The sequence below is a fragment of the Kitasatospora aureofaciens genome (assembly GCF_001188955.3).
GTDB lineage: Bacteria > Actinomycetota > Actinomycetes > Streptomycetales > Streptomycetaceae > Kitasatospora > Kitasatospora aureofaciens.
This window is the reverse complement of the sequence record NZ_JPRF03000032.1, coordinates 387,421-401,418: the sequence shown is the minus strand read 5'-3', so window position 1 is coordinate 401,418 and position 13,998 is coordinate 387,421. Positions and strand designations below refer to the sequence as shown.

Genomic DNA, 13,998 nt, shown 5'->3' with positions numbered 1-13,998 from the left:
TCCGTGCTGCCAAGAGCGTACCCGGCGCAGCCACGGAAAGGGCCCGGAACCGACGCCGAACAGCGGAAAGCCCCGGTCCTCCGCCCGAGGCGAAGGACCGGGGCCACCCCACGAGGACCGTCAACGGCTCAGGTGATGTCGTCCATCTGCTCCCGCCGCGAGGCCGGCACCGGCGCGCTCGCCGCCGGCGCCGCCGAGGCCTGGACCGTCTCCGCACCCGCCACCGGCTGCACCGAGAGGTCCAGGTGCGAGGCCTCCTCGTCGTCCAGGTCCGCGTCCGGGTTGTTCCGGCGCTTGCGCCGGTCGTTCAGGATCGCGATGCCCACCGCGATGAAGTACAGCGCCCAGATCGGCGCGGCCAGCGCCAGCATGCTCAGCGGGTCGGCGCTCGGCGTGGCGAAGGCCGCGAACACCGTGATGCCCATGACCATGCCGCGCCACCAGCCGAGCAGCCGCCTGCCGGTGACGATTCCGACCTGGTTGAGCATCACCAGCAGCAGCGGGAACTCGAAGGCCAGGCCGAAGACCAGCACCATCCGGGTCGCGATGTCGAAGTAGTCCTCGGGCGGCAGGATCGGCGTGGTGCCGTTCGGGGTGAACGAGATCAGCACCTCAACCGTGGTCGGCAGGGTCAGGATCGCCACGGCCACACCGGCCAGGAACAGCGGCGCCCCGCAGAGCATGAAGACGACCGCGTACTTCTTCTCGTGCTTGTGCAGACCGGGCGCCACGAAGGCCCACACCTGGTAGAGCCAGATCGGCACGGTGCCGACCACGCCGGCCGTCAGCGAGACCTTGAGCATCCAGGTGAAACCGGCGGTCAGCCCGATGTTGGAGACCTGGGCGCACCTGCCGTGGTACTGCCCGGAGGTCTCCGGGGTGCACTGCGGCAGCGGCTCCAGCAGGAAGTGCTCGATCTTCTTGTGGTAGATCGCCGCGATGATCGTGATCACCACGATCGCCAGGACCGACTTCACCACGCGGTTGCGCAGTTCCCGCAGGTGGTCGGCGAGGGCCATCCGCCCCTCAGGATCCTTGGGCGCCTTCGGCGACGCCTTGGAGAGCTTGCTCAACCCCGGTCCTCAACTCGTGCGTCGAGGCCCGCCGGTCGGCGGGCCCCCGTGGTCGCGTGCGTCGCGTACGTCACGCGCGCCGTGTACGTCGGGTGCGTCACATGCGCCGCGCTCAGTGCGGTCGGTCGCCGTCGGGCGCATCCTGCCCGGCGCCCGGCTCGGCGACCGGACGGGCCGTGGCCGAGGCCCCCGGAGCGGTCTGGACGGTCCTGGCCGCCGGCTGCGGCGCGACCTGCGGCCGGGCCGACGGCGCGCTCCCGTCCGGCTCGTCCTCCGAACGCATCGCCTTGGCCTCGCTCTTCAGGATCCGCATCGACTGCCCCAGCGAGCGCGCCAGCTCGGGCAGCCGCTTGGCCCCGAACAGCACGATGGCAACCACTGCGACCACCACGATCGCGGTCATCGAGAAGCGCATGCGTCAACCACCTTCAGCATCCGCGGCCCGGCAGGCCGCCCGCCGCGGATGGTAACCACTGCGGATGACGCCCCGACGACGGCCGCCCGAACAGGACAGCGGCCCCCGGTTCGCGGTTCAGGAGCCACCTGAGAGCGTAACCCGCCCCTACCTCCGAGCAGCATTCCCCGTACCGCCGGTGCCCCGCGTGTGCTGGCAGCCGGACGCCCTACGGGTTCGGAACCGCCGACGCCAGCTCCCCCGCCGCCTCGGTCAGCGCCCGCGAGGCCGCGTCCACGCCCTTGGCGAGCGCCCGCACGTCCAGCCACAGCCGGATCGCGAGGACCCCGAGGACCAGCAGGCCCGCGGTGGCGAGCAGGACGGCGGCGACGAGCATCCAGGGCATGCGCCCACCCTATACGGGGCGCGGGCGCGCTACCCCTCGACCGGGACGAGCCGCATGGTGCGCACCCCCGCCGCGGTGAGCGCCTCGACGATCTTGTCCCCGGCCGGCTTGCGCACCGCCGCCCCGCAGAGCGGGCAGCCGAAGCTGTAGTGCGCCTGCGCCGGGGTCCGGCCGAAGGTCAGCCGGAACTCCTCGGCCGGGAGCTCGACCTTCTCGCGGCACTGCGAGCAGTACACCTTGAATCTCGTCCCGGGCTCCACCGCTCAGACCTGCCCCTCCCCGTAGGCGGCCAGCGCCTCCCGCGCCGCCGAGCGCGCCTGCTCGGCCAGTTCGGGCGGCGAGACGATCCGGCCGTCCCGGCCCAGCCGCAGCGCCAGCGGGCGCAGCTGGGAGGGGTCGGCGCTGCGCAGGGTGATCCGCAACCCGCCGTCGGGCAGTTCCTCGGCCCGGTCGTGGGTGTAGTACTCGGCGACCCAGCGGCCGCCGGAGGAGACCTCCACCACCACCTCGGGGTCGTCCGCCGCCGGGTTGACCAGCCCGCCGCTGAGGTCGCGCGGCTCGCGCCGGGGCGGGTCGGCCGGGACGTCCAGGACGCGGATCTCGGCGACCCGGTCCAGCCGGAACATCCGGTGGTCCTCCGAGGTGCGGCACCAGGCCTCGAGGTAGGTGTGGCCCTCGGTGAGCAGCCGGATCGGGTCGACCTCGCGCTCGGTCATCCCGCCGCGCCCGTGCGAGTAGTAGCGCAGCCAGACCCGGCGGCCCTCGCTGAGCGCGCGGTCGATGTCCGCGAAGACGTGGCTCTCCGCCTCGAAGGTCACGCCGACCCGGGCGCTGCCCTCGGCACTCTCCCCGGCCGCGTTCTCGATCTTGGCGACGGCCCGGGTGAGTGCCTCGCGGTCGCCGGCCCGCAGGCCCGGCAGCCCGGCCACCGCACGGGCGGCCACCAGCAGCGCGGTGGCCTCGTCGGCGGCCAGCCGCAGCGGCTGGGCCACGTCGTCGACGTTGTGCCACCAGATCCGCTCGCCGTCGGTGTCGATGTCGAGCAGGTCACCGCCGCGGAAGCTGGTGCCGCACATCGGCAGCACGTTGAGGTCCCCGATCAGCTCCCGCTCGCTGATCCCGAACGCCCGGGCCACCTCGGCGACCTCGGCCCCGGGCCGCTCGCGCAGGTAGGTGACCAGCGACAGCATCCGTCGCGTCTGGTCGATGGCATTGCTCACGCGCCCGCTCCTTCGAATCCCGCGACCGCCCGCAGCCGGTCGACCACATCCGCCCGCAGCTCCTCCGGCCCGAGCACCAGTACGTCCGGCCCGAACTCGGCGAGGTCGGCGCCCAGCCCGTTGCCGTACGGGATCTCCAGCTCGTCCCAGCCCTCGTCGACCCGGGTGCTGTGCAGCGCCTTGGTGCGCAGCGGGAAGCCCGCGCCCCGGCGGACCCGGACGGTCGCGGTGGCGGTGGCGCCCTCGCCGGCGAACTTGGCCACGGTGGCCCGGACGTCCACGTGCTCGGGCACCGTGCCGAGGAAGGCGCCGCCCTTGGCCTTCACCTTGCCGGTGATCCGGCTGAGCCGGAACACCCGGGCGTCGCCGCGGTCCCGGTCGTACCCGGCCAGGTACCAGTGCCCGCGCCAGCACTCCAGCGCCCACGGCTCGACGCTGCGCTGCTCGACGGCGGCGGCCCCGGCCTTGCGGTACTCGAAGGTGACCGGGCGGCGGTCCCGGGCGGCGGTGAGCAGCGGCTCGAACGCGGCCTCCCGGGCGGGGATGCGCGGCTCCAGGGCCGTACGGCCCTCGGCGGCCTCGCCGAACGGGATTCCGGCCGCGCGCAGCTTCTGCAGCGCGCCGCTGGCCGCACCGGACATCTTGGCCTGCTGCCAGACCCGGGCGGCCAGGGTGAGCGCGGCGGCCTCCTCGGCGTCCAGCGCGATCTCCGGCAGCCGGTTGCGGTCGGGGCGGGCGAGGTAGCCGAGCTCGCCGTCCAGCGCGCTCTCGTCGACGTCGATCACCAGGCCGAGCTCGCGCAGGTCGTCCTTGTCCCGCTCGAACATCCGGTTGAAGGCGTCCTCGCTGCTGTTCTGCCAGGCTTCGCGGTACGCCTCGATCGATTCCCGCAGCTCCTTCTTGGAGAGCGGGCGTCTGGTGTTCATCAGGCACAGGGCGAGATTCATCAGCCGCTCTGCCTTGGCGATCGCCATCGGTGACCCTTCCGGTGTGCCGCGCCGTGCGCGGGGTGCGCCCGGGCGACCCTCACCCGGCGGGACCGACCGTACCGGTAGCGGTACGCACTGCAAAAGCCGCGTCCCACGCCCGTTCGTCGCGCCGTGCCGTTCGGGCCCGAACACGGCCTCGGGCCGGGCCCCCGCAGGGGTCCGGCCCGAGGTCAGCGCAGGCTCAGACGCCCAGCAGGTCGACCACGAAGATCAGGGTCGAGTGCGGCGGGATCGCCGGGGTCGGCGACTGGGCGCCGTACGCCAGGTGCGACGGGATGGTCAGCTCGCGACGGCCGCCGACCTTCATGCCGACGACACCCTGGTCCCAGCCCTTGATGACGCGGCCCTTGCCCAGCGGGAAGCGGAACTCGTTGGGACTCCGGTTCCAGCTCGCGTCGAACTCCTCGCCGGTCTCGAAGGTCACGCCCACGTAGCGGACGCTGACCGTCTGGCCCGGCTTGGCCTCCTCGCCGTCGCCCACGACGATGTCGCGGATCTGCAGCTCCTTCGGAGCGTCACCGATCGGGAAGTCGATCTCGGGCTTCTCGTTGAGGTTCACAGCCATGGTCCCTCTTCTCACGTTCGCGAATTCCATAGACGACCAAGCGGCGGGCGCCCGCACCACGGTCCGTTCCTGGACCACGGTACGGGCGCCCGCCGCCCGTGGGGTGCGGCCACGCGGCCGACCCCGAAGGTCACACGCCCACCATTGTCACCCGAAAGTGGATCAGCCCTGACCGGCGTCCAGGATGTCCACCACGAAGACCAGCGTCGCGCCGGGCGGGATGTCGCCCTGGCCCTTGTCCCCGTAGCCCAGCGAGGCCGGGATCACCAGCTCGACCCGGCTGCCGACGGTCTGGCCCGCCAGCCCCTGGTCCCAGCCCTGGATGACCTGGCCGCCGCCGACCGCGAAGGAGAACGCCTGGCCCTTGCTGAGCGAGGAGTCGAAGACCTTGCCGTCCTTGGCGAGCGCGCCGGTGTACTGGACGACGACCTTCTCGCCCTTCTCCACCACCGGCCCGGTGCCCTTGATCAGGACGTGGGTCTTCAGCTCGGTCGGGTCCTTGGCACCGGCCACCGGGGTGATCTCGGCCGGCTTCTTGCCGTTGTCCTTGACCTGCGGGAAGTCCGCCGGCGGCGGGGTGACGGTACCGCTCACCACGGCGTCCGGCGCGTTGGTGTTGCGGACGTCGATCACGAAGATCAGGTCGTCCTTGGCACCGATCGACATGTCCGGCTTGCCCTGGGAGCCGAAGCCCGCGGCCGGCGGGGCCACCACCAGCAGCCGGCTGCCGGCCTTCTTCCCGATCACGGCCTGGTCCAGCGCCGGGATCAGCGCGTCGGTACCGGCCTGGAAGATCTGCGGCTTGCCCTTGTCGTCGTACGAGCTCGGAATGTCCTTGCCGGTGTTCCAGTCCTTGGCGGTGTAGTCCACCGAGGTCCAGTTGTTCTTGTCCACCTTGGGGCCGCTGCCCTCGGACAGCACCTTCACCACGAAGGAACCGTCGGACTTGTCGCCCGGCACCTGGATGTCGGCCTTCTTGCCGAAGTCACCGGTGACCGTCGGCAGCACCTTGGCGCTGTCCTTGATCGGCGGCACCGGCTCGGCGCTCGGGGTGGGCGGCGCGGACTTGGTGGCGTCCGGCTGGGCGGCCGCGGAGGTGTCCTTGGAGTTGTCCTTGTTCACCATGTACAGCGTGATGCCGCTGCCGACCAGCAGCAGCGCCAGCACCGTGCCGAGGATCACGCCCAGCTTGCCCACACCCGGAGGGTTCTCGTCGTACCCGGCCTCGGAGGCCTCGGCCTTGCGCACGCTGCTGGCGAAGATCTGCGGGGCGTCCTCGGCGTCCGTCCTGGTCCCGCCCGCCGGCCGCGGCTTCTCGCCGGGCTGCGCCCAGCCGGCCTGCTGCGCGAGGATCGCCGGGGGGACGACGATCGACTCGCGGTCCGCCGCAATCGGGCCGCCGGGACGAGAGGCGGCCGGGTCACCCGCAGAGCTGTCGTTCGCCGCGGTGCCGGCCCCGCCCGGGCTCGGCGTCTTCTCAGTCATGACTCCCCATCCATCTCGCCACGAGGTCTTCCAGGTCTTCGCCCGGCGTGGTGAGCGCCGGCCTGCCGCCGCACCGCCCGCCCGGACCTCGGCGCCGGGCGGCGCGTGCCACAGTGCGAGGGCAGTATGACAGCTCAGGATGAGGGCGGACGCTTCGTTGTACGAGCGTCCGCCCAAGCGTACGGAATCCTCCCGGCGACTTCCTAGTGTCCTGAGTCTGGAATTTCATTCATAAATATAGACTGGGGCTGTGGCGCGGACGGGTCGGCCGAAGGTCGAGTTGGTGTTGTCGGAGGATGAGCGGGCTGCCCTGGAGGGGTGGGTGCGTCGCCGGTCGACGCCGCAGGCCTGGGCTTTGCGGTGCCGGATCATCCTGGAGTGCGCGAGCGGCGCGTCCAACAAGGACGTCGCGGAGCGGCTGGGATCGACGCCGCATGCGGTCGGCCGGTGGCGGGCCAGGTTCGTCGAGCACCGGATCGCCGGTCTGGGCGACATGCCCAGGCCGGGAGGTCCCCGCACGGTGACCGACGAGCAGGTGGCCGAGCTGGTCGCCAAGACCCTGGAGCGCACCCCGAAGGACGCTACGCACTGGTCGACCCGGTCGATGGCCAGGGAGACCGGTCTGTCCCAGTCCACCGTGTCACGGGTCTGGCGCGCGTTCGGACTGCAGCCGCATCGCGCTGAGACCTTCAAGCTGTCCACCGACCCGTACTTCGTGGACAAGGTCCATGACGTGGTCGGCCTCTACCTCGACCCGCCCGAGCGTGCCCTGGTGTTCTGCGTGGACGAGAAATCCCAGATTCAGGCGCTTGACCGGTCCCAGCCGGTGCTGCCGATGATGCCGGGCGTGCCGCAGCGGATGACCGCCGATTACGTCCGCCACGGCACCACCACCCTGTTCGCCGCACTCGAGGTCGCCACCGGCAAGGTCATCGGCTCGCTTCACCGCCGCCACCGGGCCGAGGAGTTCAAGAAGTTCCTGCTCCGGCTGGACAAGGAGGTCCCCGAGGGGCTGGATGTTCACCTCGTGCTGGACAACTACGCCACCCACAAGACGCCGGCGATCAAGACCTGGCTGGTCTCCCACCCTCGCTTCCACCTGCACTTCACCCCGACCGGCTCGTCATGGCTCAACCTGGTCGAGCGCTGGTTCGCCGAACTGACGAACAAGCAGATACGGCGAGGCGTCCACAAGTCCGTCCAGGCCCTCGAAGCCGATATCCGTGACTGGATCGCCACCTGGAACACCGACCCGAAGCCCTACGTCTGGACCAAGACCGCCGACGAGATCCTCAACCGCCTAGCCGGATATCTGAAGCGAATTCCTGACTCAGAACACTAGGACCTGTCTTCAAACTCGCGTCTGCGGGGCGGCGCTGGGGCCTAGACCGCTTCCAGAATGTCGATCACGAAGACCAGCGTGGAGTTCGGCGGCACCGAACCCTGTGCCTGGTCCTTGTACCCGAGCGCCGGGGGCACCACCAGCAGCACCCGGCTGCCCACGTTCTGCCCGACCAGTCCCTTGTCCCAGCCCTCGATCACGCTGCCGGTGCCGATCTGCACCGCCTGCGCGCCGCCGTGCGTCCAGGAGGAGTCGAACTGCTGCCCGTTGCTCCAGAGCACCCCGGTGTACTGCAGCACCAGGGTCTGCCCGGACTTGACCTGCTTGCCCTCGCCCTTGATCAGCACCGCCTGCTGGAGGTCGGCGGGCGCGGCCTCCCCCGCCGGGACGGTGATCCCGACCGGCGCCTTGCCGTTGTCCTTGACCTGCGGCAGCGTCGCGGCCGCCTGGGTCATGTTCCCGGTCAGCACGGAGTCCTGCGGCACGCTCTCCATGATGTCCAGCACGAACACCACGGTGTCGCCCTTGTTGACGCCCAGCTGGTTGGAGCCCTGCTCGCCGAAGGCCGCCGCCGGCGGGGCCACGACCAGCAGCCGGGTGCCCACCTTCTTGTCGATCACGCTCTGGTCCAGCGCCGGCACCAGCTGCCCGCTGCCGGCCTGGTAGAGCTGCGGCTTGCCGTTGTCGTCGTACGAGCTGGGCAGGTCCTTGCCGGTGGTCCAGTCCTTCGCCGTGTAGTTGACGGTCACCCAGTCGCCCTTGTTGACCGTCGAGCGCTCCCCGTCGGTGACCGTGTTCACCACGAACTGGCCGCTGGGCTGCTGGCCCTCGGGAATGGTGATGGTGGCCTTGCTGCCGAAACCGCCACCCGAAAGAGTGGGCATCGGGGACGCCTCCCCCACCGGCGGCGGCACCGTCGGCGCGGCGCTCGCCGTGGACGGTGTCGCCGGACCGGCCGCCTTGGGCGAGCTGCTGCAGGCCACCGCGAGCAGCAGGGGCAGGGTAAGAAGCAAACCGGCGGTGCGGCGCACGGTGGTCCTAACTGTCGGTCGAAGTCGGCTCTCCTGGCTCGACGAACAGCGTATGCCCGGCACGCGTCCGGCCCCGGTAGGCACCACCGGGGCCGGACGCGTGCCGGGCGGTCACCCGGGGTCGACGATCACATGCCGGCGATCAGCTTCTCCACCCGCTCGTCCACCGAACGGAACGGGTCCTTGCACAGCACCGTGCGCTGCGCCTGGTCGTTCAGCTTCAGGTGCACCCAGTCCACCGTGAAGTCCCGGCGCTGCTCCTGCGCCCGGCGGATGAAGTCTCCGCGCAGCCGGGCCCGGGTGGTCTGCGGCGGGATCGACTTGGCCTCGAAGGTCTTGAGGTCGGTGGTCACCCGCTCCGCCTGGCCCTTGCCCTGGAGCAGATAGAACAGGCCGCGCCGACGGTGGATGTCGTGGTACGCGAGGTCGATCTGGGCGACCCGCGGGTTGGACATCGTCATCTGGTGCTTGTCGCGGTAGCGCTCGATGAGCTTGTACTTCATGATCCAGTCGATCTCGGTGGCCACCCCGTCCAGCCGCTCGGTGCGCACGGCCTCCAGGGTGCGGCCCCACAGGTCGAGGACCCGGGCGATGGTGCCGGTGTTGATGCCCTTGCGGTCGGCGAACTCCAGGGCCTTGGTGTAGTACTCCTCCTGGATGTCCAGCGCGCTGGCCTCCCGGCCGTTGGCGAGGCGCACCTGGTGGGTTCCGGTGAGGTCGTGGCTGACCTCGCGGATCGCCCGGATCGGGTTCTCCAGGGTGAGGTCGCGCATCACCACGCCGGCCTCGATCAGCCGCAGCACCAGGTCGGTGGCGCCGACCTTGAGCAGGGTGGTGGTCTCGGACATGTTGGAGTCGCCGACGATCACGTGCAGCCGGCGGTAGCGCTCGGCGTCCGCGTGCGGCTCGTCCCGGGTGTTGATGATCGGGCGGGAGCGGGTGGTGGCGGAGCTGACGCCCTCCCAGATGTGCTCGGCCCGCTGGCTGACGCAGTACACCGCACCGCGCGGGGTCTGCAGCACCTTGCCCGCGCCGCAGATCAGCTGGCGGGTCACCAGGAACGGGATCAGCACGTCGGCCAGCCGGGAGAACTCGCCGTGCCGGGCCACCAGGTAGTTCTCGTGGCAGCCGTAGGAGTTGCCGGCCGAGTCGGTGTTGTTCTTGAAGAGGTAGACGTCCCCCGCGATGCCCTCCTCGTGCAGCCGCCGCTCGGCGTCCACCAGGAGTCCTTCGAGGATGCGCTCGCCCGCCTTGTCGTGCGTCACCAGCTCGACCACGTCGTCGCATTCGGGGGTGGCGTACTCGGGGTGGGAGCCGACGTCGAGGTAGAGGCGGGCGCCGTTGCGCAGGAAGACGTTGCTGCTGCGGCCCCAGGAGACGACCCGGCGGAACAGGTACCGCGCGACCTCGTCCGGCGACAGCCGCCGCTGCCCGCGGAACGTACAGGTCACGCCGTACTCGTTCTCCAGCCCGAAAATCCGGCGGTCCATGAGCACTCCTATCTGGTCGGAGCTGTCCGAAACCGCCTCCACGACGACTGGGCCGCCGCAGGGGCACCGGAGTCCCGTACGACGGCGGTCCGGCCGCCGTACGGGACTCCGCCGTACTACTCGTCCGACGGCGTGGTGTCCGCCGGGCTGTCCTCGTCGTCCGCCTCGGCGGACTGGTCGCCGTCGAGCAGGCGACCGAGCTGGTTGCCCAGGATCCGCTTGAACTTGCGCTGCTGGAACCGCTGGCGGTCGAGGACCGCGACCTCCAGCTGTTCCGGGGTGAGGGCCCGCGGGCTGCCGCCGTTGGGGTCGCGGGCGAGCGAGTCCACCGCGACCTTCACCGCCTCGGTGAGGCTCATGCCCACCCGGTGGCGCTGGCCCAGGTAGTTGCCGATCGAGTCGGCGTTGCCGCCGACCACCACGTAGTTCTTCTCGTCGACGACCGAGCCGTCCGGCGTGAGCCGGTAGATCTGGTCGTTGTCCGCGGTCCGGCCGACCTCCGCGACGATCAGCTCGACCTCGTACGGCTTCTCGCCGACCGAGGAGAAGACGGTGCCCAGGGTCTGGGCGTACACGTTGGCGAGGCCCCGGGCGGTGACGTCGGCCCGGTCGTAGGAGTAGCCGCGCAGGTCGGCGTAGCGGACGCCGCCGATGCGCAGGTTCTCGAACTCGTTGTAGCGGCCGACCGCCGCGAAGGCGATCTTGTCGTAGATCTCGGAGACCTTGTGGAGCGCCCTGGAGGTGTTCTCCGCGACGAAGACGATGCCGTCGGCGTAGGTGAGCACGACCACGCTGCGGCCGCGAGCGATGCCCTTGCGGGCGTACTCCGCGCGGTCCGCCATGGCCTGCTGGGGTGAGACGTAGAACGGTGTCGACACCGGCGGTCGTCCCTTTCCTGTGAGGTGATGGCTAGATCAGCGGGGCCCGCGGGCCGTCGGGCCGGGTCAGGCGCTCGTCGGTGATGGCGACCACGGTCTCGGCGACCTCGGCGTCGGTGAGCCGGCGGAAACCGTCCTCGGTGATCAGCGAGACGATCGGGAAGATCTTGCGGGCCAGGTCCGGCCCGCCGGTGGCGGAGTCGTCGTCCGCCGCGTCGTAGAGCGCCTGGACTACCAGGGTGACGGCCTGCTCGGCCGTCAGGTCCTCGCGGTAGAGCTTCTTCAGCGAGCCGCGGGCGAAGACCGAGCCCGAGCCGGTGGCGGCGAAGCCGCGCTCCTCGGAGCGCCCGCCGGTGACGTCGTAGTTGAAGATCCGGCCGCGGCCCCGGTCGAGGTCGTAGCCGGCGAAGACCGGCACCACCGCGAGGCCCTGCATCGCCATGCCGAGGTTGCCCCGGATCATGCTGGTGAGGCGGTTGGCCTTGCCCTCCAGGGAGAGCGTGGTGCCCTCGATCTTCTCGTAGTGCTCCAGCTCCAGCTGGAACAGCCGCACCATCTCGACCGCGAGGCCGGCGGTGCCGGCGATGCCGACGGCGCTGTACTCGTCGGCCGGGAACACCTTCTCGATGTCGCGCTGGGCGATGACGTTGCCCATGGTCGCCCGGCGGTCACCGGCGATGACCACACCGCCGTCGAAGACCGCGGCCACGATCGTGGTCCCGTGCGGGGCCTCCACCACGGATCCCTCGGGGAGCCCGGTTCGGCCGGGGAGCAGCTCCGGCTTGTGCTCGGCGAGGAAGTCGAGGAACGAGGAGGACCCCGGGGTCAGGAAGGCAGCCGGTAGACGCCCGGTGCCACGAGTGTTGGCTTCCACACGATTCCTTCCAGGTAGCTTGAAGCGCGCAATGCCCGCACCCTACCCGCCGACGATCACTGTCCACGCGTGGAGGGGCCGGTGCCGGGCGGCCGGACGGCCGCTGCCGTCCGGCCGCCCGGGACGGTCGCGACCGTGAATTCCCGAATACCGGGGAAGGGCTATTGCCCGCCCTTCTGCACGAAGCCGCGCACGAAATCTTCCGCGTTCGACTCCAGGACCTCGTCGATTTCGTCCAGCACGGCGTCGACGTCGTCGCTCAGCTTTTCCTGGCGTTCCTTGAGGTCATCGGAATTCTGGGTTTCCGCGACCTGCTCCTCGACCTCCTCGGAGGAGCGGTTTGCCCGCTGCTGGCCGCCGCCGGTGTCCTTGCTCGCCATTTCCCTCACCCCGCTCGAATCGTCTGGCACGGTTTGGTCGGTCGGTCGTTGCCGGTTGGCTCCGACCCTATACACAAGGTGCGACTGCCGCTCCCGGTTTGCCGGTGGCGCCTCCTGTCCAACACCCGCTGCCACCCCGGATGATTCCCATTCGGCGGACGTTCACCCGTGGTGATCGAAAAGTTACCCGCCGGCCAGTACGCGCAGCAGGTCCTCCGCCGTGCGGCAGCGGTCCAGCAGCTCCTTGACGTGGTTGCGGGTGCCGCGCAGCGGCTCCAGCGTGGGCACCCGCTGCAACGAGTCCCGGCCCGGCAGGTCGAAGATCACCGAGTCCCAGGAGGCCGCCGCGACGTGCTCCGCGTACTGCTCCAGGCAGCGCCCGCGGAAGTACGCCCTGGTGTCCTCGGGCGGCTTGGTGACGGCCCGCTCGACCTCCTCCTCGGTCAGCAGCCGGTCGAACCGGCCGCGGGCCACCAGGCGGTTGTAGAGGCCCTTCTCGGCCCGTACATCGCTGTACTGGAGGTCGACCAGGTGCAGCCGCGGGTTGTCCCACTGCAGGGCGTCCCGGCTGCGGTAGCCCTCGAGGATCTCCCGTTTGGCGACCCAGTCCAGCTGCTTGGAGAGCGACATAGGGTCGCGTTCCAGCCGCCCGAGGACGTCCTCCCAGCGCGTGAGCACGTCCACGGTCTGCTCGTCGGCGTCGTTGCCGAAGCGGTCCTCGACGTACTTGCGGGCCAGCTCGAAGTACTCCAGCTGCAGCTGGACGGCGGTGAGCTTGCGCCCGTTGCGCAGGGTGATCAGGTGCTTGAGCGTCGGGTCGTGGGAGACCCGGTGCAGGGTGCGCACCGGCTGGTCGACGGCGAGGTCGGAGGCGATGAAGGAGTCCTCGATCATCGACAGGACCAGTGAGGTGGTGCCCAGCTTGAGGTAGGTGGAGATCTCGGAGAGGTTGGCGTCCCCGATGATCACGTGCAGCCGCCGGTACTTCTCGGCGTCGGCGTGCGGTTCGTCCCGGGTGTTGATGATCGGCCGCTTGAGGGTGGTCTCCAGGCCGACCTCGACCTCGAAGTAGTCCGCCCGCTGGCTGATCTGGAAGCCGTGCGCCGAGCCGTCCTGGCCGATGCCGACCCGGCCGGCGCCGGTGACCACCTGGCGGGAGACGAAGAACGGGGTGAGGTGGCGGACGATGTCGGCGAACGGCGTCGCCCGCTTCATCAGGTAGTTCTCGTGGGTGCCGTAGGAGGCGCCCTTGTTGTCGGTGTTGTTCTTGTAGAGGTGGATGTTCTGCCCGTTGGGCAGTTCCAGCGCGCGTTGCGCGGCGGCCGCCATGATCCGCTCGCCGGCCTTGTCCCACAGCACGGCGTCGCGCGGGTTGGTCACCTCGGGCGAGCTGTACTCGGGGTGGGCGTGGTCCACGTAGAAGCGGGCCCCGTTGGTCAGGATGACGTTGGCGAGGCCGATGTCCTCGTCGGTCAGCTGGCTCGCGTCCGCCACCTCCCGCGCGAGGTCGAAGCCCCGCGCGTCGCGCAGCGGGTTCTCCTCCTCGAAGTCCCAGCGGGCCCGCCGCGCCCGGTGCATCGCCGCCGCGTAGGCGTTGACGATCTGGGACGAGGTGAGCATGGCGTTGGCGTTGGGGTGCCCGGGCACGGAGATCCCGTACTCGGTCTCGATGCCCATCACGCGCCGTACGGTCATGCGGCCCTCCTTGCCCGGTGCACCGCCCCCGACGGACGGCACACGCTGACGTACCGCTGAACAACACCGACGCCGGCGGACTGCCCGCGGACGGTGGGTCGAGCCTAGAATGCGGCGTCGACCGGCGGGCCCCGAGACGCGCCGTCCGGCTGCGGGGCCGCGAGGCGCCACAGCCG

The 13,998-nt window shown here is 70.6% G+C and carries 15 protein-coding genes; 1 reads left to right on the top strand and 14 read right to left on the bottom strand.

Annotation, left to right across the window (positions count from 1 at the left end; translation table 11 throughout):
* Nucleotides 1-128: 128 nt before the first annotated feature.
* The 8 genes from tatC to HS99_RS22385 form a co-directional block, all read right to left on the bottom strand.
* Nucleotides 129-1,073, bottom strand: coding sequence for a twin-arginine translocase subunit TatC (gene tatC, locus HS99_RS22415; RefSeq protein ID WP_037830166.1), 945 nt, complete (start codon nucleotides 1,071-1,073; stop codon nucleotides 129-131).
* Between the two features lie 112 nt (nucleotides 1,074-1,185).
* On the bottom strand, nucleotides 1,186-1,488 hold the full coding sequence (gene tatA / locus HS99_RS22410) for a Sec-independent protein translocase subunit TatA (RefSeq protein ID WP_046386872.1): 303 nt from the start codon (nucleotides 1,486-1,488) through the stop codon (nucleotides 1,186-1,188).
* A 208-nt stretch (nucleotides 1,489-1,696) separates the two neighbouring features.
* A complete protein-coding gene (locus tag HS99_RS45130; protein WP_099054205.1) occupies nucleotides 1,697-1,873 on the bottom strand; it encodes a hypothetical protein in 177 nt (58 codons plus the stop codon).
* A 29-nt stretch (nucleotides 1,874-1,902) separates the two neighbouring features.
* Complete coding sequence (locus tag HS99_RS22405) at nucleotides 1,903-2,109, bottom strand: hypothetical protein (protein ID WP_370863285.1); 207 nt, start codon at nucleotides 2,107-2,109, stop codon at nucleotides 1,903-1,905.
* Nucleotides 2,110-2,136: 27 nt separating this feature from the next.
* Entirely contained in the window at nucleotides 2,137-3,063 is a 927-nt protein-coding gene (locus HS99_RS22400; RefSeq protein WP_030286140.1) for a helix-turn-helix transcriptional regulator, read from the bottom strand.
* A gap of 26 nt (nucleotides 3,064-3,089) precedes the next feature.
* Entirely contained in the window at nucleotides 3,090-4,067 is a 978-nt protein-coding gene (locus HS99_RS22395) for a helix-turn-helix transcriptional regulator (protein ID WP_030286138.1), read from the bottom strand.
* Nucleotides 4,068-4,263: 196 nt separating this feature from the next.
* Nucleotides 4,264-4,647 (bottom strand): FKBP-type peptidyl-prolyl cis-trans isomerase, encoded by a 384-nt coding sequence (locus HS99_RS22390; protein ID WP_030286136.1) that lies wholly within the window; start codon nucleotides 4,645-4,647, stop codon nucleotides 4,264-4,266.
* A 162-nt stretch (nucleotides 4,648-4,809) separates the two neighbouring features.
* Nucleotides 4,810-6,132 carry an FKBP-type peptidyl-prolyl cis-trans isomerase gene (locus HS99_RS22385; RefSeq protein ID WP_050366882.1) on the bottom strand — a complete coding sequence of 441 codons (1,323 nt, stop codon included), beginning with the start codon at nucleotides 6,130-6,132 and terminating at the stop codon, nucleotides 4,810-4,812.
* Between the two features lie 250 nt (nucleotides 6,133-6,382).
* Here HS99_RS22385 and HS99_RS22380 point away from each other — a divergent pair, with 250 nt between their 5' ends.
* The gene (locus HS99_RS22380) at nucleotides 6,383-7,474 is read left to right on the top strand and encodes an IS630 family transposase (protein WP_030291294.1); all 1,092 of its coding nucleotides are present in this window, start codon (nucleotides 6,383-6,385) and stop codon (nucleotides 7,472-7,474) included.
* A gap of 41 nt (nucleotides 7,475-7,515) precedes the next feature.
* On the opposite strand, the gene HS99_RS22375 is transcribed toward HS99_RS22380, so the two are convergent.
* The 6 genes from HS99_RS22375 to dop all read right to left on the bottom strand — a co-directional run bounded on the left by HS99_RS22375 (nucleotide 7,516) and on the right by dop (nucleotide 13,822).
* A complete protein-coding gene (locus HS99_RS22375; protein WP_037830163.1) occupies nucleotides 7,516-8,505 on the bottom strand; it encodes an FKBP-type peptidyl-prolyl cis-trans isomerase in 990 nt (329 codons plus the stop codon).
* A gap of 128 nt (nucleotides 8,506-8,633) precedes the next feature.
* Entirely contained in the window at nucleotides 8,634-9,995 is a 1,362-nt protein-coding gene (pafA, locus tag HS99_RS22370; RefSeq protein WP_030286131.1) for a Pup--protein ligase, read from the bottom strand.
* Between the two features lie 116 nt (nucleotides 9,996-10,111).
* Nucleotides 10,112-10,873: a proteasome subunit alpha gene (gene prcA, locus HS99_RS22365; RefSeq protein ID WP_030286129.1), complete on the bottom strand. Its 762-nt coding sequence runs from the start codon at nucleotides 10,871-10,873 to the stop codon at nucleotides 10,112-10,114.
* A gap of 31 nt (nucleotides 10,874-10,904) precedes the next feature.
* The gene (gene prcB / locus HS99_RS22360) at nucleotides 10,905-11,747 is read right to left on the bottom strand and encodes a proteasome subunit beta (protein ID WP_030286127.1); all 843 of its coding nucleotides are present in this window, start codon (nucleotides 11,745-11,747) and stop codon (nucleotides 10,905-10,907) included.
* 161 nt (nucleotides 11,748-11,908) lie between these two features.
* A complete protein-coding gene (locus tag HS99_RS22355; RefSeq protein WP_030286125.1) occupies nucleotides 11,909-12,127 on the bottom strand; it encodes a ubiquitin-like protein Pup in 219 nt (72 codons plus the stop codon).
* A 183-nt stretch (nucleotides 12,128-12,310) separates the two neighbouring features.
* Nucleotides 12,311-13,822, bottom strand: a complete 1,512-nt coding sequence (dop, locus tag HS99_RS22350) for a depupylase/deamidase Dop (protein ID WP_191093610.1) — start codon at nucleotides 13,820-13,822, stop codon at nucleotides 12,311-12,313.
* Nucleotides 13,823-13,998 lie beyond the last annotated feature (176 nt).

What these genes read in the sequence shown, in the direction of transcription:
- tatA (WP_046386872.1), bottom strand. Translation starts at nt 1,488, where the DNA reads ATGCGCTTCTCGATGACCGCGATCGTGGTGGTCGCAGTGGTTGCCATC.
- HS99_RS45130 (WP_099054205.1), bottom strand. Translation starts at nt 1,873, where the DNA reads ATGCCCTGGATGCTCGTCGCCGCCGTCCTGCTCGCCACCGCGGGCCTG.
- HS99_RS22400 (WP_030286140.1), bottom strand. Translation starts at nt 3,063, where the DNA reads ATGCTGTCGCTGGTCACCTACCTGCGCGAGCGGCCCGGGGCCGAGGTC.
- HS99_RS22395 (WP_030286138.1), bottom strand. Translation starts at nt 4,067, where the DNA reads ATGGCGATCGCCAAGGCAGAGCGGCTGATGAATCTCGCCCTGTGCCTG.
- HS99_RS22390 (WP_030286136.1), bottom strand. Translation starts at nt 4,647, where the DNA reads ATGGCTGTGAACCTCAACGAGAAGCCCGAGATCGACTTCCCGATCGGT.
- HS99_RS22385 (WP_050366882.1), bottom strand. Translation starts at nt 6,132, where the DNA reads ATGACTGAGAAGACGCCGAGCCCGGGCGGGGCCGGCACCGCGGCGAAC.
- pafA (WP_030286131.1), bottom strand. Translation starts at nt 9,995, where the DNA reads ATGGACCGCCGGATTTTCGGGCTGGAGAACGAGTACGGCGTGACCTGT.
- HS99_RS22355 (WP_030286125.1), bottom strand. Translation starts at nt 12,127, where the DNA reads ATGGCGAGCAAGGACACCGGCGGCGGCCAGCAGCGGGCAAACCGCTCC.
- dop (WP_191093610.1), bottom strand. Translation starts at nt 13,822, where the DNA reads ATGACCGTACGGCGCGTGATGGGCATCGAGACCGAGTACGGGATCTCC.